Annotated in this window: 18 protein-coding genes; 14 read left to right on the top strand and 4 right to left on the bottom strand. The window is 62.0% G+C overall.

What is annotated here, in order from left to right; translation table 11 throughout:
- Nucleotides 1-5 precede the first annotated feature (5 nt).
- The 3 genes from Q0W88_RS04040 to coxB are packed head-to-tail and all read right to left on the bottom strand — an operon-like array spanning nucleotide 6 to nucleotide 3,192.
- Nucleotides 6-584 carry a cytochrome c oxidase assembly protein gene (locus Q0W88_RS04040; protein WP_297800304.1) on the bottom strand — a complete coding sequence of 193 codons (579 nt, stop codon included), beginning with the start codon at nucleotides 582-584 and terminating at the stop codon, nucleotides 6-8.
- A gap of 19 nt (nucleotides 585-603) precedes the next feature.
- A complete protein-coding gene (gene ctaD / locus Q0W88_RS04035) occupies nucleotides 604-2,202 on the bottom strand; it encodes a cytochrome c oxidase subunit I (protein WP_297800302.1) in 1,599 nt (532 codons plus the stop codon).
- A gap of 33 nt (nucleotides 2,203-2,235) precedes the next feature.
- A complete protein-coding gene (coxB, locus tag Q0W88_RS04030) occupies nucleotides 2,236-3,192 on the bottom strand; it encodes a cytochrome c oxidase subunit II (protein ID WP_297800299.1) in 957 nt (318 codons plus the stop codon).
- A gap of 151 nt (nucleotides 3,193-3,343) precedes the next feature.
- Between coxB and putA the strand changes: the two genes are divergently transcribed.
- The 14 genes from putA (at nucleotide 3,344) to Q0W88_RS03960 (ending at nucleotide 22,354) form a co-directional block, all read left to right on the top strand.
- Nucleotides 3,344-6,481, top strand: coding sequence for a bifunctional proline dehydrogenase/L-glutamate gamma-semialdehyde dehydrogenase PutA (gene putA, locus Q0W88_RS04025; protein WP_297800297.1), 3,138 nt, complete (start codon nucleotides 3,344-3,346; stop codon nucleotides 6,479-6,481).
- 91 nt (nucleotides 6,482-6,572) lie between these two features.
- Nucleotides 6,573-7,160 (top strand): DUF1080 domain-containing protein, encoded by a 588-nt coding sequence (locus Q0W88_RS04020; protein WP_297800294.1) that lies wholly within the window; start codon nucleotides 6,573-6,575, stop codon nucleotides 7,158-7,160.
- A complete protein-coding gene (locus Q0W88_RS04015) occupies nucleotides 7,157-7,327 on the top strand; it encodes a hypothetical protein (RefSeq protein ID WP_297800292.1) in 171 nt (56 codons plus the stop codon). Before Q0W88_RS04020 ends, Q0W88_RS04015 begins: the two co-directional genes overlap by 4 nt.
- A complete protein-coding gene (locus tag Q0W88_RS04010) occupies nucleotides 7,324-7,737 on the top strand; it encodes a hypothetical protein (RefSeq protein WP_297800290.1) in 414 nt (137 codons plus the stop codon). Before Q0W88_RS04015 ends, Q0W88_RS04010 begins: the two co-directional genes overlap by 4 nt.
- On the top strand, nucleotides 7,728-8,813 hold the full coding sequence (locus Q0W88_RS04005) for a serine hydrolase domain-containing protein (RefSeq protein WP_297800288.1): 1,086 nt from the start codon (nucleotides 7,728-7,730) through the stop codon (nucleotides 8,811-8,813). The genes Q0W88_RS04010 and Q0W88_RS04005 overlap by 10 nt, the downstream gene beginning before the upstream one ends.
- A gap of 5 nt (nucleotides 8,814-8,818) precedes the next feature.
- Nucleotides 8,819-9,259, top strand: coding sequence for an MOSC domain-containing protein (locus Q0W88_RS04000; protein WP_297800286.1), 441 nt, complete (start codon nucleotides 8,819-8,821; stop codon nucleotides 9,257-9,259).
- Nucleotides 9,260-9,317: 58 nt separating this feature from the next.
- A complete protein-coding gene (locus tag Q0W88_RS03995) occupies nucleotides 9,318-10,949 on the top strand; it encodes a mechanosensitive ion channel family protein (protein ID WP_297800284.1) in 1,632 nt (543 codons plus the stop codon).
- Between the two features lie 102 nt (nucleotides 10,950-11,051).
- Entirely contained in the window at nucleotides 11,052-12,920 is a 1,869-nt protein-coding gene (locus tag Q0W88_RS03990) for an alpha-amylase family protein (RefSeq protein ID WP_297800281.1), read from the top strand.
- 9 nt (nucleotides 12,921-12,929) lie between these two features.
- A complete protein-coding gene (locus Q0W88_RS03985; protein WP_297800279.1) occupies nucleotides 12,930-15,320 on the top strand; it encodes a TIM-barrel domain-containing protein in 2,391 nt (796 codons plus the stop codon).
- A 104-nt stretch (nucleotides 15,321-15,424) separates the two neighbouring features.
- Nucleotides 15,425-16,705: an alpha-amylase family glycosyl hydrolase gene (locus Q0W88_RS03980; protein WP_297800277.1), complete on the top strand. Its 1,281-nt coding sequence runs from the start codon at nucleotides 15,425-15,427 to the stop codon at nucleotides 16,703-16,705.
- Between the two features lie 129 nt (nucleotides 16,706-16,834).
- Nucleotides 16,835-17,842, top strand: a complete 1,008-nt coding sequence (locus Q0W88_RS03975) for an efflux RND transporter periplasmic adaptor subunit (RefSeq protein WP_297800275.1) — start codon at nucleotides 16,835-16,837, stop codon at nucleotides 17,840-17,842.
- Nucleotides 17,843-17,854: 12 nt separating this feature from the next.
- Nucleotides 17,855-21,007: a multidrug efflux RND transporter permease subunit gene (locus tag Q0W88_RS03970; RefSeq protein ID WP_297800272.1), complete on the top strand. Its 3,153-nt coding sequence runs from the start codon at nucleotides 17,855-17,857 to the stop codon at nucleotides 21,005-21,007.
- On the top strand, nucleotides 21,004-22,152 hold the full coding sequence (locus Q0W88_RS03965; protein ID WP_297800270.1) for an efflux transporter outer membrane subunit: 1,149 nt from the start codon (nucleotides 21,004-21,006) through the stop codon (nucleotides 22,150-22,152). Before Q0W88_RS03970 ends, Q0W88_RS03965 begins: the two co-directional genes overlap by 4 nt.
- A 19-nt stretch (nucleotides 22,153-22,171) precedes the next feature.
- Nucleotides 22,172-22,354 (top strand): TolC family protein, encoded by a 183-nt coding sequence (locus Q0W88_RS03960; RefSeq protein WP_297800268.1) that lies wholly within the window; start codon nucleotides 22,172-22,174, stop codon nucleotides 22,352-22,354.
- A gap of 1 nt (nucleotide 22,355) precedes the next feature.
- On the opposite strand, the gene Q0W88_RS03955 is transcribed toward Q0W88_RS03960, so the two are convergent.
- The gene (locus Q0W88_RS03955; RefSeq protein ID WP_297800266.1) at nucleotides 22,356-24,461 is read right to left on the bottom strand and encodes a TonB-dependent receptor; all 2,106 of its coding nucleotides are present in this window, start codon (nucleotides 24,459-24,461) and stop codon (nucleotides 22,356-22,358) included.
- Nucleotides 24,462-24,586: the final 125 nt, after the last annotated feature.

Genomic DNA, 24,586 nt, shown 5'->3' with positions numbered 1-24,586 from the left:
CTGAGTTAGGGCGCCGCCAAGGCGGTGCCGGCTGCCGTTCCCGCGTTCAACTTCGCGGTTGCGGCATCATTGATGAAAAAAGTATAGGACAGCGTCAGCGTTGTGACCTCTTTCGGGAGATCGGGGCTGACGATGAAACGCACCGGCATGTCGCGGCTTTCGCCGGCTGCCAGCGCCTGTTCGGTGAAGCAGAAGCATTCGGTCTTGCTGAAGTAGGCGGAGAACTGATTCGGCGCGATGGACGGCGCGGCATTGCCGACCGTGGCGAAGGCGGCGGTGTTGCGGGCGGTGTAGGACGTCGAATACAGCTTGCCCGGCACCACCGTCATGCTGGTCTGCACCGGAGCGAACGCCCACGGCAGTTTCGAGTTCACGGTACCGTCGAAATACACCTGCACGGTACGCGACTCATCGACCGCCGCGGCCGAAGGCTTGGGTTCGGCGGCGGCGCTGTTGTCGAGCTTGATGCCGAACACTTTCTCACAGGCGATGTTGTACATCGGCACCATGGCGAACGCGAAGCCGAATGAGGCCACGGCAAGCAGAATCATCTTGCGGGTGCTGCGTTGGGTCTGCGCGCTCATGGCCTGCTTCCGTTCCGGCTCAGTGACTGACGTCGCCGTGGGCCAGATCGCCGTCCTTGATCACCGGCGGCTTCTCGAAGGTATGGTGCGGTGCCGGCGAAGGCACGGTCCACTCCAGACCGCGGGCGGAAGGCCAGGAACGGGCTTCGGATTTCACGCCGCCGCGCACGGACGACCAGACGATGTAGACGAACAGCAACTGGGACAGGCCGAAGCCGAAGCCGCCGATCGAGGACCACATATTGAAGTCGGCGAAGGCCGGGTTGTAATCGGGAACGCGGCGCTGCATGCCGGCCAGACCCAGGAAGTGCTGCGGGAAGAACAGCAGGTTGACGAAAATGGTCGACAGCCAGAAGTGCCATTTGCCCAGGGTTTCGTTGTACATGTAGCCGGTCCACTTCGGCAGCCAGTAATAGGCGCCGGCCATGATCGCGAAGATCGCGCCGGTCACCAGCACGTAGTGGAAGTGGGCGACCACGAAGTAGGTGTCGTGATACTGGAAATCGGCCGGAACGATGGCCAGCATCAGGCCGGAGAAACCGCCGATGGTGAACATCACCACGAAGCCGAGCGCGAACAGCATCGGGGTTTCGAAGCTGATCGAGCCGCGCCACAGCGTGGTGACCCAGTTGAACACCTTCACCCCGGTCGGGATGGCAATCAGCATGGTGGCGTACATGAAGTACAGCTCGCCGCCGAGCGGCATGCCGACGGTGAACATGTGGTGCGCCCAGACGATGAACGACAGGAACGCGATCGAGGCGGTGGCGTACACCATGGCCTGGTAGCCGAACAGCGGCTTGCGGGCGAAGGTCGGGATGATTTCCGAGACGATGCCGAAGGCCGGCAGGATCATGATGTAGACCTCGGGGTGGCCGAAGAACCAGAAGATGTGCTGGTACATGACCGGATCGCCGCCGCCGGCGGCGTTGAAGAAGCTGGTACCGAAGAATTTGTCGGTCAGCAGCATGGTCACCGAACCGGCCAGAACCGGCATCACGGCGATCAGCAGGAACGCGGTGATCAGCCAGGTCCAGACGAAGATCGGCATTTTCAGCAGATCCATGCCCGGCGCGCGCATGTTCAGCACGGTGGCGATGATGTTGATGGCGCCCATGATCGAGCTGACGCCCATCAGGTGGATGGCGAAGATGGTGAACGCGGTGCTGGTGCCGCCCTGCAGCGACAGCGGCGGATACAGGGTCCAGCCACCGGCCGGACCGCCCGAGCCGATGCCGAACAGCACCTGCAGGATCAGCGGCAGCAGCAGCAGGGTGAAGGCGAACGGCATGATCCAGAACGACCAGTTGTTCATGCGCGGCAGTGCCATGTCGGGCGCACCGATCATCAGCGGAATCATCCAGTTGGCCAGGCCCACGAAGGCCGGCATGACCGCACCGAAAATCATCACCAGGGCATGCGTGGTGGTCATCTGGTTGAAGAATTCCGGACTGACCAGCTGCAGACCGGGCTGGAACAGCTCAGCGCGGATGACCATGGCCATGGCGCCGCCGATGAAGAACATCGCCAGAGCGAACACCAGGTACAGGGTACCGATGTCCTTGTGGTTGGTGGAGTAGAACCACCGCTCGATGAAACCTTGTTTATGGTCGGCCATGATTGCCTCTATTTTCTTGAATTCGGAAATGCGTTATGCGGCAGGAGCCGCGGCGGTGTCAGCGGTGGCGGCAGGCGCGGCTTCGGCAGCCGGAGCCGGAGCGGCCTCGGCGGCTGGTGTGGCCTCGGCGGCAGGCGCGGCTTCAACAGCCGGTGCCGGCTTCTGAGCGGCCAGCCAGGCGGCGTACTCGGCCTTCGGCAGCACCTTCACTACGATCGGCATGAAGCCGTGATCCTTGCCGCACAGCTCGGCGCAGACGCCGCGGTAGGTGCCCGGGGTCGCGACCTTGGTCCAGGAGTCATTGATGATGCCGGGAATGGCGTCCTGCTTCCAGCCCAGGGCCGGAACCCACCAGCTGTGGATGACGTCGTCGGCGGTGATCACGAAACGGATGCGGGTATCGGCCGGAATCACCAGCGGCTTGTCGACATCGCGCAGGTAAGTGCCGTGTGCGGCGATTTCGCTCTGGCTGGCGGCCTTGTTCTGGCGCAGGCCGTCGGAGGTGCGGTCGAGGCGGGAGATGAAATCGACGCCTTCACCGACGTATTCATAACGCCACATCCACTGGTAACCGGTGATTTTAATGACCATTTCGTCTTTTTCGGCACCGTGGTCGGCACCGTACTGGGCCATGACCTTCTGGGTAGCCGGATAGGCCGAAACCACCAGAATCAGGATCGGAATGATGGTCCAGATCAGTTCCAGCTTGGTGCTGTGGGTCAGGCTGGTGTCCGGCACGGCGCCCTTGGAATGGCGGAATTTGATCATGGCGTAGGCCATGGCGCCGAACACGATGATGCCGATGATCACGCAGATCCACAGCATCAGCATATGCGCATGATAGGCGTTGGCAGCGGTGCTGGTGACGCCCGGGGTCATGTTCAGCTGCCAACGCACCGGTTCGGTCGGCTCGTTCTGCGCGAACGCCAATCCGGTCATCAACACGCCCATCAGCACGGCAGCGCCCTGTTTCATACGGGGAAATTTCATGTTGCAGCCTCAGTTTTTCTCAACGGGCAATTTTACCGCCTTCCCCGTGACTTGGGCAAGCCTTCCCTTCCGCGGTCTTCACGCGTGCAGGGGGTTACGCTTTTGGCAAAAGCCCCCTAAAATTGGACCTCTTTGCCCGCCGGACCCCGCTGTGAATCCCATCATCAGCCCTGAACTGCCTGCCCGCCGCCCGGAATTGATGCAACGCATCACGGCCGCCTATCTGCGCGACGAGGCCGAACACATCGCCGATCTGCTGGCCACGGCCCCGGTTTCCGGTCCGGCCGTGCAGGCCGAGGCGGTCGGTCTGGTCGAACGTACCCGCCTGCGTGCCGCCGATCCGGCGATGGTCGAGGCCTTCATGCGCGAATACGACCTGAGCTCGGAAGAGGGCGTGCTGCTGATGTGCGTGGCCGAAGCCCTGCTGCGCATCCCCGACCAGGCCACTGCCGACAAGCTGATCCGCGACAAACTCGGCGATGCCGACTGGGACGCCCATGTCGGGCAATCCACCTCCCTGCTGGTCAACGCCTCGACCTGGGGCCTGATGCTGACCGGCCGGCTGGTGAATCTGGCCGGCGAAACCCAGCGCAATGCCCTGGGTTCATTCAAACGTCTGGTCGGCCGCATGGGCGAGCCGGCCATCCGCCTGGCCGTGCGCCAGGCCATGCGCATCATGGGCCACCAATTCGTCATGGGCCGCAGCATCGAAGAAGCCCTGCAGCGTTCGCGCAGCGGCGACAACGCCGCCTACCGCTACAGCTTCGACATGCTCGGCGAAGGGGCACTGACCCGCAAGGATGCCGCACGCTATCTGCAGGCCTACCGCGACGCCATCCGCGCCATCGGCGCCGGCGGCCCCTATCCGGACGTCTTCTCGGCGCCCTCGATCTCGGTCAAACTCTCCGCCCTGCATCCGCGCTATGAATTCAACAAACGCGCCCGGGTGCTGGCCGAGCTGGCTCCGGCCGTGCTGGAACTGGCGCAACTGGCCAAATCCCAGGGCATCGGCTTCACCATCGATGCCGAAGAGTCCGAACGCCTGGAGCTGTCCCTCGAGGTCATCGTCGGCGTGTTCAGCGATCCCTCGCTGGACGGCTGGGAAGGCTATGGTCTGGCTGTACAGGCCTACCAGAAGCGCGCCCCGTTCGTCATCGATTATCTGGTGGATGCCGCCCGGCGCACCGGCCGGCGCATGCCGATGCGCCTGGTCAAAGGCGCCTACTGGGATTCCGAAATCAAGAAAGCCCAGGTTGACGGCCTGGCCGGCTACCCGGTGTTCACCCGCAAGGCCAATACCGATGTCAGTTATCTGGCCTGTGCACGGCGCATGTTCGCCGCGCACGATGCCCTGTATCCGATGTTCGCCACCCACAATGCGCAGACCATCGCCGCGATCCATGCCATGGCCGAAGGCCGCGCCTTTGAGTTCCAGCGCCTGCACGGCATGGGCGACCACCTGTACGCGGAAGTGATCGGCAAGGACCGCCTCGATGTGCCCTGCCGCGTTTACGCGCCGGTCGGCTCGCACGAAGACCTGTTGCCCTATCTGGTCCGCCGCCTGCTGGAAAACGGCGCCAACTCCAGCTTCGTCAACCGCATCACCGATGCCTCGCTGCCGCCGGCGGAACTGGTCGCCGATCCGGTCGCGACCGTGGCCGGCTTCGCCCGCAAACCGCACCCGCATATTCCCACTCCGAACGCCATTTTCGGCGAAGAAAGGAAAAACTCCATGGGCGTCCTGCTCGCTAACGATGAAACCCTGAGCCGTCTGGCCGCCGATATCGCCGCTTCGGTCAAACCCTGGCAGGCCACGCCGCTGGTGCCGGGCACCACCTCCAGCGCGGTATTCACCGATGTCAGCAACCCGGCCGACCGCCGCCAGATCGTCGGCCGCTGGCAGGCCGCCGATGCCGCGCAGGTTTCGAAAGCGCTTGATATCGCGCACGCCGCCTATCCGGGCTGGGACCACACCCCGGCCGCCGCCCGCGCCAAGATCCTCGAGCACGCCGCCGACCTGATGGAACAGCGCATGCCGGAAATCATCGCGCTGTGCATCAAGGAAGCCGGCAAGTCGGTGGCCGCCTCGGTGTCGGAAGTGCGTGAAGCGGTCGATTTCGCCCGTTACTATGCCGTGCAGGCGCGCCGCCATTTCGGGGCGCCGGAGGCCCTGCCGGGCCCGACCGGGGAGTCCAACGAACTGCAGCTGCATGGCCGCGGCGTGTTCGTCTGCATCAGCCCCTGGAATTTCCCGTTGGCCATTTTCCTCGGCCAGATCGCCGCCGCGCTCGCCGCCGGCAACACCGTCATCGCCAAGCCGGCCGAACAGACCACCTTGACCGCTTATCTGGCCGTGCAGATCCTGCATGAAGCCGGCGTGCCGGCCGACGTGCTGCAGTTCCTGCCTGGCGACGGCGCCACCGTCGGTGCGGCCCTGACCCGCGACCCGCGCGTGACCGGCGTGGTATTCACCGGCTCGACCGAAACCGCCTGGGCCATCAACCGGGCCCTGGCCGCGCGCAATGCGCCGTTGGCCACGCTGATCGCCGAAACCGGCGGCCAGAACGCGCTGATCGCCGATTCCTCGGCCCTGCCGGAACAATTAGTAAATGATGCCGTGGTTGCCGCCTTCGATTCGGCCGGACAGCGCTGCTCGGCCGCGCGCATTCTGTTCGTACAGAGCGACATCGCCGACCGCGTGCTTGAACTCCTGGCCGGCAAGATGGACGAATTGACCGTCGGTGACCCGGGCCTGCTCAGCACCGATGTCGGTCCGGTCATCGATGAAGATGCCAAGGCGATTCTCGTGGCCCATGCCGAACGCATGGACAAAGAAGCCAAGCTGATCAAAGCCGTGCCGCTTTCCGACGACTGCGCACATGGCAGCTTCTTCGGGCCGCGCGCCTATGAAATCAGCAGCCTTGCGCAGTTGAACCGTGAAATCTTCGGACCGGTCCTGCACGTGATCCGCTACGATGCCGACAAACTCGACGACATCCTGGCGCAGATCAACGCCACCGGTTACGGCCTCACGCTCGGCATCCACTCGCGCATCGATGAAACCGTGAACAAAATCGCACGCACCGTGCGTGTCGGCAACTGCTACGTCAACCGCAACCAAATCGGCGCGGTGGTCGGCGTGCAGCCGTTCGGCGGCGAAGGCCTGAGCGGTACCGGCCCGAAAGCCGGCGGCCCGCACTACTTGCTGAAGTTCGCCTCCGAGCGCACGCTGACCATCAACACCACGGCGGCCGGCGGCAACGCCAGCCTGCTGACCCTGGCCGAGTAAACGATCGATCGCTCGATAAAAAGCCGCTGGTGACAGCGGCTTTTTCATGCCCATAATGTCGGCAACCAACGTCCCCGGGGATTGAATCGGCATGCACAGGAAAAGTACCGCACTCCTATTGGCGATGGCATTGGCCGGCTGCAGCAGTGTCGGCGGGAATACGCGGCCATTCAGTTTGATTGATGGCGGCAACGGCCTCGAAAATTTTACCCGCGTCGGCGATGCGGAATGGGTCATCCGTGACGGAAGCATCGAAGCCGGCCCCTCCGGCAAGAGCATGTCCTTTCTCGTTTCAAAAAACACCTACGGCGATTTCCACGCGCGCGTTGAATTCTGGGCCAGCTCCGATGCCAACAGCGGTGTATTTCTGCGCTGCCAGAACCCGCTGGAGATCACCGCGGAAACCTGTTACGAAGCCAATATTTTCGACCAGCGTCCGGACCCGAGTTACGGCACCGGGGCCATCGTGTTGGTGGCAAAAGCCCCCGTGCCGATGCCCAAAGCCGGCGGACGATGGAACACTTACGAGATCACGGCAAAGGGCGATCGGCTCGTGCTGGTGCTGAACGGGAAGACAACCGTGGATGTCCGTGACGGAAAACTGGCTGGCGGCCATCTTGCATTGCAATGGGGAAGCGGTACGATTAAATTCCGTACTCTGGAAATCCTACCGCTATGAAGACTCTGCACCGCTGGCTCGCTCTATCGCTCATTTTACTCGGCGCGCTCTTGATGACGTACATGATTCGCGTCGAAAGCGAGCCGGGGCTGATCCCGCTGGCAATGCTCGGCACCGGAGTGATTTGGTTCCTGATTGCCGGCCGCAATCCGCGTACCAAAAAATGAACATCCCATCAACGCCCGAGAACCCCAAAATGCTACTTTCATCACCCCGCGCTTTCCGTCTCGGCATCGCCTTAGCTGCTCTCACGGCATTTCTGTTGTTTTGGCTCAGCCTGGGTGTTGGAATCATCGGGGCCGATGGGGATCCGGCGAATCTGCTGTACGCTCTGGTCCTGACCATCGGTGTTTCGGGTGCTTACATCGCCCGCCTGCAGGCCGATGGCATGAAGCGTGTACTGATTGCCATGGCCGCGGCGCAGGCACTGATTGCCGCCATTGCCGTAAGCACGGGCATGGGTCAGCCTTGGAGCGGGCCTCTCGAGCTCATCGCGCTCAACAGCTTTTTCATCTGCGCCTTTCTGGCAGCAGCATGGCTTTTTCATCGGGCCACAAGGAACTCTCCGTGCGCCTGAGGCACCCGCTATTCCTGTCATTGCTTTCGCTTTTCATCTGGAGTCCGGCATTCGCCACCGAACCGGCACCCAGCCGCGAAGCCCTGGCGCGGCTCGACGGTTATGCTCTGGCGCTGACGGATACCGATCAATTTTCCGGCGTAGTACTGGTTGCACACCAAGGTACTGTGGTTTTTGAAAAAGCCTATGGTTTGCGTGATGAGAACACAGAAGACGCCAACACCTTGGCAACACGATTCAATCTCGCATCGGCCGGGAAGATGTTTACTGCCGTGGCTGTTTTGCAATTGGTGGCAGAGAAAAAACTCAGCCTCGACAGCAGCGTCGGCAGCGTGCTGCGCGATTACCCGAATCCGGAGTTCGCCAAGGTCACCGTCCGGCAGCTGCTGACCCACACCGCAGGCGCCGGAGACATAGATCTGTTCGGTGTCGAGCATGCCGGAAACCGGGACCGGGTCATATCCACCGCGGACATGCTGGCCTTGCACGGCGCGCGGGCGCCTGCATTCACCCCGGGCAGCCAGCAGGTGTATGGCAACTTCGGTCATGTGGTGCTCGGACGCATGGTCGAGGTGCTTTCCGGCATGGATTACGAGCGCTATGTCACCGAGCGGATTTTCAAACCCTCGGGCATGATCAATACCGCATTCGTGAATTGCACCGAAACCGGAGCCGGTGATGCGGTCGGGTATGTCGCCGTTGACGGCAAGCGCGTGCGCAATTGTGCGAGCTTGCCCCGCCGCGGCTTCCCGGCCGGCGGCCAGGTGTCGACGGCGGACGACATGCTGCGCTTTGTGAAAGCCCTGCAATCGGGAAAACTACTGCCGCCGGATTTGTTTGCCCAAGCCATTACCCCGCAGCGGGAATTCATGGGTCTGGGCTTTTTCGCCACCGGATATGGCCCGGGCTATCCCGAACGCGATTTCCGCTGGGGGCATGGCGGCAGTGCCGACGGCATCTGTACCGACATCCGCAGCTACCCGGTGACCGGTGAAACGCTCATCGTACTCAGCAACCGTGATCCGCCGGCCTGCTTCGGCGTCGCCAACCTGCTGCACAAGACGTGGAAACCGTAACCCGCATGGCCACACTGAGCGCCATTGCATTCCGCCGGCAGGCCAAAGGCTCGATGCTGGAAATCGCATCGGTGGCCATCAGCCGCGAAGCCGGCGTGGTTCCCGACACCCGCGGCAAACCGGGACGGCGGCAGGTCACACTGCTCAGCCTGCAATCCTGGCAGGACGCCTGTGCCGAACTGGGTACCGATCTGCCCTGGACCGTGCGCCGCGCCAACCTGCTGATCGACGGCCTGCGCTTTACGGCGGCCGATGTCGGACGCGTGCTGCGCATCGGCGACGTGGAATTGCAGATCCTGCTGGAAACCGATCCCTGCCCGCGCATGGATGCCCAGCACGACGGCCTGACAAACGCGCTGACCCCGCACTGGCGCGGCGGCGTCTGTTGCCGGGTGTTGCGCGACGGCACGGTGCGTACCGGGGATGCCGCCGTCTTCAAGGACTGAATCGCGCACGCAGGCTTTTTGCTAGACTGAAGGCCACGTCACCGCTCCGGGTTCCGCCATGATTGCAGGCCGTCCGTTCGCTCTCGCCGCCGCGTTGTTGATCGCGGTGCTGCTCCCGTCGGCGGCAAGCGCCATTGCCCCCGTGCTGGCCAGTGCCGAACCTGCCGCTGCACAAGCACCGAACAGCGCCAGTGCCGTGGTATTCAACCGTGAGGTGGCCGTGTTCCGCGGCAATCTGCTTGGTGCGCCGCCGGCACTGCGTGCCGAACGGGCCGAGGCCCGCATCACCGAAGAGCTGGCACGCAATCCCGATGCCGTGGTCAGCGTGGAGAGCAATCCGCTCGGTGCCATCTTCAAGATCGACGGCGTGATGGTGTTCGTGCTGACCCCGGACGATACCGACAAACTGGCCGGTGAGTCGCTGGCCGCGGCGGTCAATGCGACCCAACGCCGTCTGCAGCAGGTCATGCGTGAAAGCCGTGAAAGCCGGAACACCGACAGTCTGCTGCGCGGCGCCGGCATCACGGCCATCGCCACGCTGGTGCTGGCCGGTCTGCTCTGGCTGGCGGCCCGCATGCGCCGCTTCGCCGACCGCAAACTGGTGGCGATGACCGAATCCAAACGCCTGGCGGTCAACGGCGTCGAACTGGTGCCGCGCATCCGCGTGCTGTCCTGGCTGCTGAAGCTCACCCGCCTGCTGTTCATCATCGTTGCCGCCGTGCTGGTGTATGAATGGCTGAGCATCAGTCTGGCGCAGTTCCCCTACACCCGCCCGTGGGGCGAGGGCCTGAACGGCTTCCTGCTCGGCACCGCCGCATCATTCGGCAGCGCCATCGTGCATGCCATTCCCGATCTGCTGACCGCGATCGTGATTTTCCTTTTGGCGTACTGGGCTACCCAGCTGTCCAAAAGCTTCTTCAACCAGATCGCCAGTGGCCACAGCCGGCTGGGTTTCATCGATGCCGAACTGGCCGGACCGACGCGCAAGATCATCGCCGTGGTGATCTGGCTGTTCGCGCTGGTGATGGCCTACCCTTACCTGCCGGGCTCGGATTCGGAAGCGTTCAAGGGCGTTTCGGTGCTGGTCGGCCTGATGCTCTCGCTCGGCGCCTCCAACGTCGTCAGCCAGGGCGCCAGCGGCCTGATCCTGACCTATTCACGCACCTTCCGCATCGGCGAGTACGTGCGCATCGGCGACCACGAGGGCACGGTCACCGACCTGGGGATTTTCAATACCCGTCTGCGCACCGGCATGGGCGAGGAAATCACCCTGGCCAATTCCACCGTGTTCGGTTCGGTCACCCGCAATTATTCGCGGACGGTCAAGGGTAACGGCTACATCCTCGACACCACGGTCACCATCGGTTACGACACGCCCTGGCGGCAGGTGGAAGCCATGCTGCTGGAAGCGGCCGGCAAAACCCATGGCCTGAGCACCGAGCCGGCGCCGCGGGTGTATCAAACCGCCCTCTCGGATTATTACCCGGAATACCGCTTGGTGTGCCAGGCCACCGCCGATCAGCCGAAAACCCGTGCGCAGACACTCAGCGATCTGCACGCCAACATCCAGGACACCTTCAACCGCTACGGCGTGCAGATCATGTCGCCGCACTACGTGCTTGATCCGGCCAGCGAGAAGGTGGTGCCGGAAGACCGCAAATACGCCGCGCCGGCCAAAGCAAAGGATTAATCCAGCGCGGATACATACGTATTCACGCGCCGGCCGGTGCCGGAAATTGGCAGGTCCGGCTTTCTCGTTTAGCATGACCAGACCCCGATTTCAGGACCGCCCATGCTTTCGCGCCGCACCCTTTCCTGCTTTCTTGCCGCACTGCTTCTGGTAGCACCCGCCCATGCCGCCGCGCCACCGGCTGCCGAAGCCTCTTCGCAGAGCGGCAAGGTCGTCATCTATCAGGTATTCACCCGCTTGTTCGGCAACCAGAAGACCGCCAATATTCCCTGGGGTACCCGTGAACAGAACGGCGTCGGGAAATTCGAAGACTTCAACGACAAGGCATTGGACGGCATCAAGCAGCTTGGCGTGACCCACATCTGGTACACCGGCGTACCGCACCATGCGTTGGTGGCCGACTACAGCGCCTACGGCATCGGCGCTGACGATCCGGATGTGATCAAAGGCCGCGCCGGCTCGCCGTATGCGGTCAAGGATTATTACAACGTCAATCCGGATCTGGCACGTGACCCGGCCAAGCGCTTGGATGAATTCCGCGCTCTGGTGGCGCGCACCCACCAACATGGCCTGAAGGTGATGATCGACATCGTGCCGAACCATGTGGCGCGCGGCTACCGTTCCAGCGGCGCACCGGCCGGCGTGCGCGATTTCGGCGCCGATGACGACACCTCGGTGGAATACGCCCGCAACAACGATTTTTATTACGTGCCCGGCCAGCCGTTCCGGGTGCCGGCCTGGCCGGCGGATTACCGCGTTCTCAACGGTGAAGACCATCCACAGGTTGACGGTAAATTCGCCGAGAACCCGGCGAAATGGACCGGCAACGGTTCGCGCGCGGTGCAGCCGAAATTCGATGACTGGTACGAAACGGTCAAGATCAATTACGGCATCAAACCCGACGGCAGCGCCGACTTTCCGCGCCTGCCGGCCGATTACGCCGGCAAGGACTGGCGTGCGCATCACGCCTTCTGGCAAGGCAAGGATGTGCCCTCGTCCTGGAAAAAATTCCGCGACATCACCCAATTCTGGCTGGCGCAGGGCGTGGACGGCTTCCGCTACGACATGGCCGAAATGGTGCCGGTCGAGTTCTGGAGCTATCTCAACAGCGCGATCAAACACACCGATCCCGAGGCGACCCTGCTGGCGGAAGTCTACAACCCGAAGCAGTACCGCGATTACCTGCATCTGGGCAAGATGGATTACCTGTACGACAAGGTCGATTTCTACGACCACCTGAAACTGGTGATGCAGGGCAAGGCCAGCACCGACCGTCTGGTGGACATCCGGACGCAGTTTGCCGATATCGAACCGCATCTGCTGCATTTCCTGGAAAACCACGACGAGCAGCGCATCGCCAGCGCGCCGTTTGCCGGTGATGCCCGCAAAGGCCTGCCGGCCATGGTGGTCTCGGCCACCATCGGCACCGCGCCGACCATGCTGTACTTCGGTCAGGACGTCGGCGAGAAAGGCGATGGCGATGCCGGCTTCGGCAAAGCCAGCCGCACCACGATTTTCGATTACTGGGGCGTACCGGCTCACCAGCGCTGGATGAATGGCGGCCGTTTCGACGGCGGCGCGCTGCATGCCGATGAAAAAGCACTGCGTGCCGACTACGTGAAACTGATGCAATTCACCCGAAATGCGCCGGCTTTGATGGGGGACTATTCCGATTTGCATAAAGCCAATATCGGCAACACCGGTTACGATGGCGAGCTGTTCTCCTATGCACGCTACAACGCCAAACAGAAGCTGGTCATCGTCAGTAATTTCAGCGCAACCAACACCAAACGCTTCACGCTGCGTCTGCCGCCGCCATTGCTCGCCGAATGGCACCTGCGTGACGGCGACTACCGCCTGAAGGAGCGCTTGGGCAGTGCCAAACCCCGCCTGCAGGTCGTCAACATGATGGGCTTCATCGCCCTGGAGCTGGCTCCGCTGCAATCCGTCATTCTTGAACTGCCGAACTAAGGGCTTGCCATGACCGCATTCCGATTCCGACTGGGCTTCGCGCTCGCCTTCGTCATCAGCCTTCCGGCTGCCGCCCTGGAACAAACGGTGCAACGCGCTTCCAGCAGCGGCAACACCTTGCTCTTGACCACCGACAAAGGCACCGTGCGCGTGCGCTTCCTCAACACCGAAGCCGTGGAAGTGTTCTATGAGCCGGCCGGCATGACGCAACTCGACTCATTCGCCATCGATGCCAATGCCGATATCCCGCCGATGAAGCTGGCCATGATAAACACCGAAAAGTCGGTGCGCTTCGGCAGTCCGGATCTGCATGTGCAGATCGACAAAGCGCCTTTACGCATCCGCTTCGTGAAAAACGGCAAGCCCCTGCTGGCGGAAAACGGCGGTCTGCAGCTCGAGGACGGCAAACGCGGCTTTGGCTTCGCGCTGCAGCCGCAGGAAAAGCTGATGGGCACCGGCCAGCGCGTGCTGGGCATGGACCGCCGCGGCCACAAACTGCCGCTTTACAACAAGGCCAGCTACGGCTATACCACCAAGGCCGAGCAGATGTATTACAGCCTGCCGGCGGTGGTTTCCAGCAACAAATACCTGCTGCTGTTCGACAATACCGCCAGTGGCGAGGTCGACTTAGGAAAAACCGACAGGAATACGCTGAGTTTCTCGGCGGTCGATGGCCGCACCGCCTATGTGGTGGTGGCCGGCGACACCTATCCCGAAATCCTGAAGAACTATACGGCGGTGACCGGCCACCAGCCGCTGCCGCCGCGCTGGGCGCTGGGCAACTTCGCCTCGCGTTTCGGCTACCGCAATGATGCCGAAGTCCGCGCCACCGCGGCCAAATTCAAGCAGACCGGATTTCCGGTCGATGCGCTGATTCTGGATCTGTACTGGTTCGGTCCCGACATCAAGGGCCACATGGGCAATCTGGCCTGGGATAAAAAAGCGTTTCCGGATCCGGAGGGACTGATCGCCGATTTGAAGAAAGACGGCATCAACACGATATTGGTGACCGAGCCGTTCATCCTGACCTCGTCCAAACGCTGGGCCGAAGCGGTTGCCGCCGGCGCCATCACCCCGGGGCCGGACGGCAAACCGAAAACCTTCGATTTCTATTTCGGCAACACCGGCCTGGTCGATGTTTTCGAACCGAAAGCCCAGGATTGGTTCTGGAGCATTTACCGCGGCCTGAAAAAGCAGGGCGTGGCCGGCTGGTGGGGCGATCTGGGCGAACCGGAAGTGCATCCGGGCGATGCACAACACCGCATCGGCAGCGGTGATGCCGTTCACAACGCCTACGGCCACCAGTGGGCGAAGATGGTCTATGAAAACGCCCGCAAGGATACGCCCGAGGAACGCCCGTTCATCATGATGCGCTCCGGTTTCGCCGGCAGCCAACGCTACGGCATGATGCCCTGGACCGGCGATGTGTCGCGCGAGTGGGGCGGCCTGAAACCGCAGGTGGAACTGGCATTGCAGATGTCGTTGCTGGGGCTGGCCTACACGCACTCGGATCTGGGCGGCTTCGCCGGCGGCGAGAAATTCGATCCGGAGCTTTATATCCGCTGGCTGCAGTACGGCGTGTTCCAGCCGGTGTACCGGCCGCATGCCCAGGACCACATTCCGTCCGAACCGGTGTTCCATGAAGCGGCCGTACAGGACATCCTGCGTCCGTTCGTGAACCTGCGTTACCGCCTGCTGCCCTACAACTACACGCTGGCTTACCAGAACAGCCTGAGCGGCATGCCGCTGATGCGTCCGCTGTTCTTCAGCGATGAACGCAATCCGCAGCTGATCGACAATGCGCAGACCTATTTCTGGGGTGACGCCTTCCTGGTCACCCCGGTCACCGAGCCTGGCGCTAAAACGGTCAATGTCAATCTTCCCAAGGGTGTCTGGTTCGATTATTGGACCGATGCCAAACAAGTCGGCGGCAAATCCATCGCGGCCCCGGTTGCGCTGAACACCATTCCGGTATTCGTGAAAGCCGGCGCCTTCATTCCCATGGCCACTGGCGATATGAGCAATACCACGCAGTACGACAGCGGCAAGCTGCAACTGCATTACTATGCCGATAGCTCGGTGAAGTCGGCCAATGGCCTGATGTATGACGATGACGGCCAAAACCCGAATGCAATCCGTGACAAACAATTCGAGCGTCTGGATTTTTCGGCAAGCCAAAGCCGCCAAAAACTCGACATCACCCTGTCGCGTCAAGGCGATTATGCGGGCAAGCCCGCCCTGCGCGCCGTGGAACTGGTTGTGCACAACTGGCCGGCGGCCGCCGCCGAAATCCGCGTGGACGGCACGACACGCAACGACAGCCGTTACGATGCCGCCACGCGCACCCTGCACATTCCCCTGCGCTGGTCGGCGCAGTCCCTGAAACTCCAGATTCGTTGAGGCCGATGATGCCCCGTCTATTCACCCTATTCGCCGTGCTGCTATCAATCGCCTTGCCCGTTCATGGTGCTGATCCGCTGCAGAAATACCAACCGCAAGCGCCCGTGCATCTGCAACACCCGGAATGGTCGAAGCATGCGGTGATCTACCAGCTCAACACCCGGCAGTTCACGCCCGAGGGCAGTTTCCGTGCCGCGGAAAAACAACTGCCCCGCCTGAAAGCGCTCGGTGTCGACATCATCTGGCTGATGCCGGTGCATCCGATCGGCGTCAAGAACCGCAAGGGTACGCTCGGCAGTCCGTATTCGGTGAAAGACTACCGCGGCGTCAATCCGGAATTCGGCAGCCCGGCGGACCTGCATCGCTTCATCGACCGCGCGCACGCACTCGGCATGAAAGTGATTCTGGACTGGGTGGCCAACCACACCGCCTGGGACCACCCGTGGGTGACGCAGCATCCGGACTGGTATGCGCGCGACTGGAAAGGCGATTTCCAACCGACGCCCTGGTGGGACTGGCATGACATCATCAATCTGGATTACAAAAATCCGGCGCTGCGCAGGGAAATGACCGAATCGATGGTGTACTGGGTGCGCGAGTACGGCGTCGACGGCTTCCGCGCCGACGTGGCCGGCTTCGTGCCGCTGGATTTCTGGGCCACCGCCCGCCGCGAGATGGAAAAGGTCAAACCGGTATTCCTGCTGGCCGAGTGGGAAACCCGCGACATGCACTACGACGCCTTCGACATGAGCTACGCCTGGAGCTGGTTCGACGCGGTCTCGGCGCTCAGTCAGGGCAAGGCCACGCTCGACAAGCTGTTCGTGTTCTACTCGCACAACGAAAGCGCCTGGCCGCGCCGATCCATGCGCATGACCTACACCAGCAACCACGACGCCAATGCCTGGGAAGGCACCGACATCGAGAAGTTCGGCGATGCCGTACCGGCGGCCACCGTGCTGTCGTTCACCGGCGAAGGCATGCCGCTGATCTACAACGGTCAGGAAGCCGGTAACCCGAAACGTCTGGCCTTCTTCGAAAAGGATCCGATCGTGTGGCGCGCGCACCCGATGGCGGAACTGTACACCCGGCTTGCCGCGCTGAAGAAAGCCAATCCGGCGCTGGCCAATTCCGACTGGGGCGGACGCATGATCAAGGTGCCCAATACCGTGCCGGACCGGGTGCTCAGCTTCGTGCGCGAAAAGGACGGCAACAAGGTGTTCACCGTCATCAATTTCAGTCCGGAAACCCGGCAGGTGCGCTTCGAGGAAAGCCTGCATCACGGCCGCTACACCGAATACTTCAGCGGCAGCGAGGTCGTCTTCCCGCAGCCGGACGGATTGACCCTGCCCCCTTGGTCATACCGGGTCTATACGCACGGGCCCTGAGGCGCCTGTGACGGTGAACCCCGTCACAAATCTGCTTATAATGACCCTACGCCGCCGCCTTCGGGCTGCGGCTTTTTCATTTGCGCCCGTATCCTTCCGCCATTCACCGGGCCACTGCCGGTAAAGGTGATGGACGTCATCCAGCGCGATACCGCGATCAGCAAGGAGCTGATCGGCGAAGTCCGCGGCTCGCAGGAAGTGGAACTGCGTGCCCGGGTATCCGGCATCCTGACCGGCAAGCATTTCCAGGACGGTGCATTGGTCAAGCGCGGGCAACTGCTGTTCAGCATCGATGCCCGTGAATACCGGGCCCAGGCCGCCGCCGCTGAAGCCAATGCCAGCCGCGCCCAACTCGATGTCGAACGCTACCGTCCGCTGGTGGCGGAGAATGCCATCAGCCGGCAGGTGTATGACAATGCCGTGGCCGTGGCCAAACAAACCCGCGCCCAGGCCGATGCCGCCCAGCTCGGACTGGAGTATGCCGAGGTCCGCGCCCCCTTTGACGGCCGCATCGGCGACGCCGACATCTTCGAAGGCGGCCTGGTCAGCGCCGGGCAGACGGTATTGGCCAGCATCTCCAGCGCGCAACCGGCCTGGGTGTATTTCAGCGTCAGCGAAAATGATGTGTTGGACTTCCAGCGCCGCAACGGCAGCGCCGAACCGGCCGCTGGCTCGGTCGCCCGCAAGGTGCGATTGACCTTGGGCGATGGTTCCGAATACCCCTTGGAAGGCACCATCAATTTCTCCGACCGTGCACTCGATGCCCGCACCGGTACGTACCGCCTGCGGGCGGAATTCGAGAATCCCGACAACATCCTGAAACCGGGCATGTTCGCCCGCATCCGGGTCAACGGCGAGAACCTGAGCCAGGCCATTCTGGTGCCGGAACGTGCGGTCATCCAGCAGCTGGGGGCGTATTTCGTCATCGTGGTCGGGCCCGAAAACAAAGCCGTGCAGCGTCCGGTCAAACCCGGTGCCCGCGTCGGTCCGTTGTGGGTGATCGAATCCGGCCTGGCTGCCGGCGACAAAATCGTCGTTGAGGGCATTCAAAAAGCTCGGCCCGGCACGGTATTGAAGCCGATCATGATTACCGAAGCCCAACTCGATGCCGCGCCCGCCGCCGCATCGCGCCCCTGAGGCCCGTTCGCCATGGCCAAATTCTTCATTGACCGCCCGGTTTTCGCCATCGTCATCTCGCTGTTTCTGGTGCTGGCCGGAACCCTGACCCTGATCGGCCTGCCGGTCGCGCAGTATCCGAATATCGCCCTGCCGAAGGTCAACATCAATGCCTTCTACCCCGGCGCCGACGCTTCGGCGGTGCAGCAGGGCGTTGCCGCCGTACTCGACCAGAAAGTCAACGGCGTGACCGCGATGAAATCCATCCAGTCGACATCCGGCGATGACGGTTCATCATCGGTTGCGGTCACCTTCGAACTCGAGCGCGATCCCGACATCGCGGCCGTGGAAGTGCAGAACCGCGTGGCCTTGGCCACCGCCTCGCTGCCGCCAGAAGTCCGTGAAATCGGCATCTCGGTGGTGAAGTCCTCGCCGGACACGCTGCTGTATGCCACCGTGTTCTCGCCGAAGCAGACCTACGACTTCCTGTTCATCAACAACTACACCGACCTGTACCTGATCGACAGCCTGAAACGCATCAAGGGCGTCGGCGACGTCAAGGTGTTCGGCTCCGAATTCGGCATGCGCATCTGGCTCAAGCCCGACCGCTTGGCCGCGCTCGGCCTGAGCGTGGCGGATGTATCGCGCGCGGTGCGCGCACAGAACATCCAGGCCGCCGTCGGCAAAGTCGGAACGCCGCCAGCCTCCTCCGACACCGGTCTGCAGTATTCACTCAGCATCCAGGGCCGGTTGGTCGATGAAAAGCAGTTCGAGGAGATTGTGGTCCGCAATGAACCGGACGGCAGCTTCATCCGCCTGAAAGACATCGCCCGTGTCGAGCTCGGTGCCAACAGCTACAGCCAGACCGCCGAATACAACGGCAATCCCGCGGCGGCGCTCGGCATCACGCTCTCGCCCGGCGCCAACGCGCTGGAAACCGCCGACCTGGTCAAGGCCGAACTGGTAAGGCTGAAGAACGCCTTTCCCGAAGATCTCGATTACCGCATCGTCTACGACACCTCGGAGTTCGTCAAAGCCTCGGTCGAGGAAGTGCTGCATACGTTCGTGGAAGCACTGATCCTGGTGCTGGTGGTGGTGTTCCTGTTCCTGCAGAGCTGGCGCGCGACGCTCATTCCCATGCTGGCCGTGCCGGTCTCGCTGATCGCCACCTTCATCGCCTACCAGCTGCTCGGGTTCTCGATCAACACCCTGTCGCTGTTCGGCATGGTGCTGGCCATCGGCATCGTGGTCGATGACGCCATCGTGGTGGTGGAAGCAGTCGAACACAAAATGCATGCGCTGCATCTGAATGCCCGCGAAGCCACGCACGCCGCCATGAAAGAGGTGTCCGGCCCGGTCGTCGCCATCGCCTTGGTGCTGGCGGCGGTTTTCGTGCCGATGGCCTTCGTGCCCGGCGTCACCGGCCAGCTTTACAAACAGTTCGCGCTGACGGTCGCCGTTTCCACCATGTTCTCGGCACTGGTGGCACTGACCCTGACTCCGGCCCTGTGCGCCATCTTGCTCAAGCCCAAAGTGCATACCGATAAGCCCGGACTGATGGAGCGCTTCTTCAACGGCTTCAACCACCAGTTCGACCGCCTGACCGGCAGCTATACCGGCATCGCCGCCGCCGGTATCCGGCGACTGGGCCGCATCGTGCTGATCATGGTCGTGCTTGGCGCCGCACTGGCGGGCTTGACCAAAATGACCCCGACCGGCTTTGTGCCCGAGGAAGACCAAGGCGCTTTCTTCGTGCACGCCCTGTTGCCTGAAGCGGCTTCGAGCGATCGCACGGCCAAAGCGCTGCGCCAGGTACAGGGCATGGTGATGAAACAGGATGGCGTGGAAGGCGTGTTGGCCATCTCCGGATTCGATCTGATGTCGGGTACGGCCGCACCCAATGCCGGCATGGTGGTGGTGCAGCTCAAGCCCTGGGAGGAGCGCGCCACGCCCGAACTGCAGGCCGCAGGCATCATCCAGGGACTCAATCCGAAACTGATGATGGGCATTCCCGAAGTAGCCGCGTTTGCCTTCAACCCGCCTGCCCTGCCGGGCTTTGGCAACGTTTCCGGATTTTCACTGATGCTGCAGTCCCGCGGTGATCACAGCCCGGACGAATTGGCTGCCAAGGCCCAGGAATTCATCGCAGCCGCACGCAAAAAACCGGCCATCGGACGCATCAGCACCTCGTTCCAGGCCAATACCCCGGGCTACCGGCTCGAGGTTGACCGCGACAAAGTGGAAAAACTCGGCATACCGCTGAACGATGTCTTCGGTGCCATGCAGGCCTACCTGGGCGGCACGCAGATCAATGAATTCACCCGCTTCGGCAAGAACTACAAAGTCACCATGCAGGCCGATGCCGATTACCGCCGCGACATCTCGACCCTGTCGAAACTGTTCGTGCGCAGCAACAGCGGACAGATCATTCCGCTCGATACAGTGGTGAAGGCGGTACCGAAAAATGCACCGCGCTTCCTGCAGCGCTACAACCTGTACAGCTCGGCCGACATCACCGGCAGTCCGAAACCGGGTTTCAGCTCGGGCGAAGCCATCGCCGCACTGGAAGAAACCGCGCGCGAAACTCTCGGCCCGGACTTCGGCTACGTCTGGACCGGCCAGACCCAGGAAGAAATCGAATCCGGCGACGCCGCCGCGCTGGTGATGGGCCTGTCGGTGGTCGTGGTGTTCCTGTTCCTGGCCGCGCTGTATGAAAGCTGGTCGGTGCCGATGGCCGTGCTGCTGGCCGCGCCATTCGGCATGCTGGGCGCCTATCTCGGCGTTTTGATGCGTGGCATGGACTTCAACGTGTACGGCCAGATCGGCGTGGTCACATTGATCGGACTCGCGGCCAAGAACGCCATTCTGATCGTCGAGTTCGCCAAACTGAACCGCGAATCCGGCATGCCCATCGTCGAATCGGCGGTGGAAGCGGCCAAGCTGCGCCTGCGGCCGATCCTGATGACTTCGTTCGCCTTCATTCTCGGCGTGGTGCCGCTGTTCATCGCCTCCGGTGCCGGCGCGGCATCAAAGCAATCGGTCGGGACCGTGGTGCTGGTCGGCATGCTGACCGCCACCGTGCTGTCGGTGCTTCTGGTGCCGGCGCTGTATGTCATCATCACCCGACTGTCGGAACGCTTCGACCGCGGATCACAACCGGCCGCTGCCGCGGGAGAACAGGCATGAAGCTCAGGACATTGACGCTGGCCATCTCGATCAGCCTGCTCGGCGCCTGCGCGCTCGGTCCGGAATACACACGGCCGGATCTTGCTCTCGATCCAAGCTACCGTGGCGCGGCACTGGCCGAAGCGCAGTCCCGCAGCATCACCGACATCGCCTGGTCGGAACAGTTCCAGGATCCGGAGCTCTCGGCTGTCCTCCGAATGGCGGTGCAACGCAATCTTGATCTGCAGATCGCGCTGACCCGCATCGAGGCTGCACGCGCGCAGAGCGCCATCGCGAAATCCCAGGTTCTGCCGACGCTTTCAGCCGGGCTGAGCACCAGCCCCAGCGGTTCCGCCGCCAGCGACAACAGTTACAGTCTGGGCGCCGTATTGAATTGGGAGCTGGACATTTTCGGCAAACTCCGTCGCTCCAATCAGGCCGCGCGCGCTGAACTGCTGGCGAGCGAAGACGGTGCACGCGCGGTCATGTCGACGCTGGTGGCGACCACCGCCAGTACCTGGCTGAATCTGCGCGAACTCGACCAGGAGCTGGTCATCACCCGCGCCAACATCAAGAGCCAGGAAGAATCGCTGGCGTTGGTGCGCGCCCTGCTCCGCGGCGGCGTCGCTTCCGGGGCCGAAGAGCAGCAGGCCATCGCCCAGCTGGCCGGCACCCGCATGCAGCTGCCGAAAATCGAACAGGCCATCATCGCCACCGAAAACGCGTTGAGTCTGTTGTTGGGTGGCCAACCCGGACCGATCCTGCGCAACGCGGAAGGTGCGATGCCTCAGGTGCCGGCGCTGCCGAAGGCCGGTCTGCCCAGCGAGCTTCTGGAACGCCGCCCGGATTTGCGCGCCTCCGAACATGCGCTGGAAGCGGCTACCGCACGCATCGGCGTGGCTATCGCCAATCGCTTTCCAGTGCCGACCATCGGCCTGGGCGGTTTCTTCGGACTGGTCGGCATTGACCTGGGCGACACCCTGAGCAACGATGGCGTCACCCAGAGCGTAACCTCGTGGGGGCCGAATGCCAGTCTGCCGCTGGTGGATTGGGGCCGAGGCGTCAATGGCGTGCGTGGTGCGCGTGCCAATGCCGAAATCGCCGCCTTGAATTACCGCGCCACCGTGCTCAATGCGCTGCGGGAAGTCAGCAACGCGCTGACCTGAAAATACCCGCCTGCAGCGCATGCGCTACAAGGCCGGGGTCAACAGCTATCTGGAAGTGCTGGATGCCGAAAGCCGGCAGTATTCGGCCGAACTGGAACTGGCTCGCGCACGCCGTGACCTGCTGTTGGCGCATGTCGATCTTTACCGCGCCCTGGGCGGGGGCTGGTCGGATGAGGCCTTGAAGCGGGGATCGGCAGACTGATTTAGAAACTGACCCGGAGTCCTAGCCGGACTTGGCGCGGTTCAATAGGATGGATGTGGAAGTCACTGACTCCCGCATCGTCTTCGCCGGGCAATCGTGACGGGTAATAGTAGGTAATGTCAGCGTCTTTGGCATTGAACAAGTTGTAAACATCAAGACTGAGACGCGCACGATCCCAACTGTAGTAGACACCCGCATTAAAAAGGGTGGTAGCCTCAGATGAAGCGGACCCGTCTTCAATCAAGGGCGCCGATCCGAAATGGCGCATGCGGAGTGTTCCGCTGAAACGGTCGGTGAATTTGTAGTTCGCCCCAGCAGCCAGAACGCTGGCTATGGCGCCGGGAATATGGTTCTGCCCGTCAGGCAGGTCACTGAACTGCGCATCGGTCCAGGCGGCAGAAAAATCCATGGTTAAATCCTCCAGCGGCTGCCAGAACCAGGAAAATTCAACGCCATAGCGTCGCGAAGCCGGGTTCGGTTCAGTGGTTCCACCATCGCCCACAAACAGCAATTCAGAATCAAGACTCAGCCAGAATACGGCAAGACTGGTATTGAATCCGGGACCGGCATGGCGTGCGCCGATTTCGGCACCTTCCGCGCGCACCAGCAGATCAACTGGATCGGCCGGTTCTAGCGTGTTCGGATCGACGTTTATGGCCGCACCGCGCACGTCATTGGAGTGGAATCCGCCACCGTAATTGCCGTACAGCTCGACATTCTCCGCCACCCGCCACGTCGCGGCGAATTTCGGCGCAATGATGCCTTGACCTCCCGATCCGCTGTTGACGTCGATGCTGGAGGTGACATCATAGTCATAGTAATCGGCGCGGACGCCGATCATGGTCCTGAACGTATCGGTCCATCGCGTTTCCGCCTGCGCGAACAACGCGAGACTGAGTTCATCGACCGAGTCCTCGCGAACGGTTTCGGTCTTGATGCCATCGACGGAGCGGTAAAGGCCGACGGCACCGATGCTGTCGTAGCGGAGATCGGTGCCGATCTCGAGCACCGTCGGATATTCCGCGGAATCCAGTTCATGGCTGTTGACGGCCTTGAATCCAGCAAACCAGCGCTCGTCGCGCTGCTGGAACTCGTCACCGTTTACCGGGTCATCCAGAAAGTAGGTGAAGTTGGAGGTCAGGTTAAGGAAATAGTCGACCACATAGGCATTGTACGTCCAGTTACCGACCTCTCCATCGACTGCCAACCAGTAGCGGTGGGTCTCGCCCCCCAGGTCCGGATCGATATAACCGAAGCGGTCAATCAGACCATTCTCGATCGCCCGCAAAGGCACTTGATCGGTGGCGTTCCAGCTGGCGTCATAACCGCCTATCTGCAGCCCCCATCGACCGCTTTCACCCTCCGAACGGTATTTGAGCAGGCCCGAAACCTGCGTTAGGTCAGAATCCAGCTGCCACGGCCCGTTGTCGGCCGTAAAGGAAATGCCGCCGAGCCATTCACCGCCATGGGCATTGCCGCTCATGGCCGTCATCGCCCGCACATAGCCGGATTCGCCGAGGGTCAGGCTTGCCATCGGTGCCGGCAGACCATCAACCGTGACCATGTTTGCGGTACCGGCCGCGCTGAAATCTCCGACATCGGTGAAATATGGCCCCTTGCGGTAATCCACGCGCTCCAGCAGCTCGGGAATCATGAAGTTATAGTCCAGATACCCTTGGCCATGACCGTGGGACCGCATATTGACCGGTACCCCGTCAACGAACCCGGCAAAATCAGTGCCATGATCGAGATTGAATCCGCGCAGAAAAAATTGATTGGCTTTTCCCTCGCCGGAATGCTGGGTCGCGATGACGCCGGGAATGGTTTCAAGGATTTCACCGGTGCGCAGCAAAGGACGGAATTCGAAATCGAGATATCCAACGGTGCCTTGCGAGGCTGATAGATTGGTGCCAATGTCACTGATACCACGACCCCAAACCAACACACTATCCAATATCTTTGCTTGATCAGTCGATTGTGACTGCATGTCGTCCGATGCAGAACTGCATCCGATATACATGCAACCGATTAAGGTAACGATCACCAGACTTTTTGCTTTAATCGGTTTAGTGTTCATACAATCAGTAACATAGGCTTCCAAATTCACCGGAAATTCTATCAGCTCCAGAAACCGGTCACCCGTTCAATCACCCAATAACTGGCCATGCCGCCGATCAGATACACCGGCACCGGTTCCAGACGCTTCAGGTCAAAGCGTGCGGCAAGCCCTTT

The sequence above is a fragment of the Arenimonas sp. GDDSR-1 genome (assembly GCF_025980345.1).
Taxonomy (GTDB): Bacteria; Pseudomonadota; Gammaproteobacteria; order Xanthomonadales; family Xanthomonadaceae; genus Arenimonas.
Note: the sequence above shows the minus strand (reverse complement) of the source record. Positions and strands in the feature narration are given on the sequence as shown.

Excerpts from the sequence above, each read along its gene's own strand:
- Q0W88_RS04020 (WP_297800294.1), top strand. The coding sequence starts at position 6,573 with ATGCACAGGAAAAGTACCGCACTCCTATTGGCGATGGCATTGGCCGGC.
- Q0W88_RS04010 (WP_297800290.1), top strand. The coding sequence starts at position 7,324 with ATGAACATCCCATCAACGCCCGAGAACCCCAAAATGCTACTTTCATCA.
- Q0W88_RS04015 (WP_297800292.1), top strand. The coding sequence starts at position 7,157 with ATGAAGACTCTGCACCGCTGGCTCGCTCTATCGCTCATTTTACTCGGC.
- Q0W88_RS04040 (WP_297800304.1), bottom strand. The coding sequence starts at position 584 with ATGAGCGCGCAGACCCAACGCAGCACCCGCAAGATGATTCTGCTTGCC.
- Q0W88_RS03990 (WP_297800281.1), top strand. The coding sequence starts at position 11,052 with ATGCTTTCGCGCCGCACCCTTTCCTGCTTTCTTGCCGCACTGCTTCTG.
- ctaD (WP_297800302.1), bottom strand. The coding sequence starts at position 2,202 with ATGGCCGACCATAAACAAGGTTTCATCGAGCGGTGGTTCTACTCCACC.
- Q0W88_RS03960 (WP_297800268.1), top strand. The coding sequence starts at position 22,172 with ATGCGCTACAAGGCCGGGGTCAACAGCTATCTGGAAGTGCTGGATGCC.
- Q0W88_RS03995 (WP_297800284.1), top strand. The coding sequence starts at position 9,318 with ATGATTGCAGGCCGTCCGTTCGCTCTCGCCGCCGCGTTGTTGATCGCG.
- Q0W88_RS03975 (WP_297800275.1), top strand. The coding sequence starts at position 16,835 with ATGGACGTCATCCAGCGCGATACCGCGATCAGCAAGGAGCTGATCGGC.
- coxB (WP_297800299.1), bottom strand. The coding sequence starts at position 3,192 with ATGAAATTTCCCCGTATGAAACAGGGCGCTGCCGTGCTGATGGGCGTG.
- Q0W88_RS04000 (WP_297800286.1), top strand. The coding sequence starts at position 8,819 with ATGGCCACACTGAGCGCCATTGCATTCCGCCGGCAGGCCAAAGGCTCG.
- Q0W88_RS03965 (WP_297800270.1), top strand. The coding sequence starts at position 21,004 with ATGAAGCTCAGGACATTGACGCTGGCCATCTCGATCAGCCTGCTCGGC.
- Q0W88_RS03985 (WP_297800279.1), top strand. The coding sequence starts at position 12,930 with ATGACCGCATTCCGATTCCGACTGGGCTTCGCGCTCGCCTTCGTCATC.
- Q0W88_RS03970 (WP_297800272.1), top strand. The coding sequence starts at position 17,855 with ATGGCCAAATTCTTCATTGACCGCCCGGTTTTCGCCATCGTCATCTCG.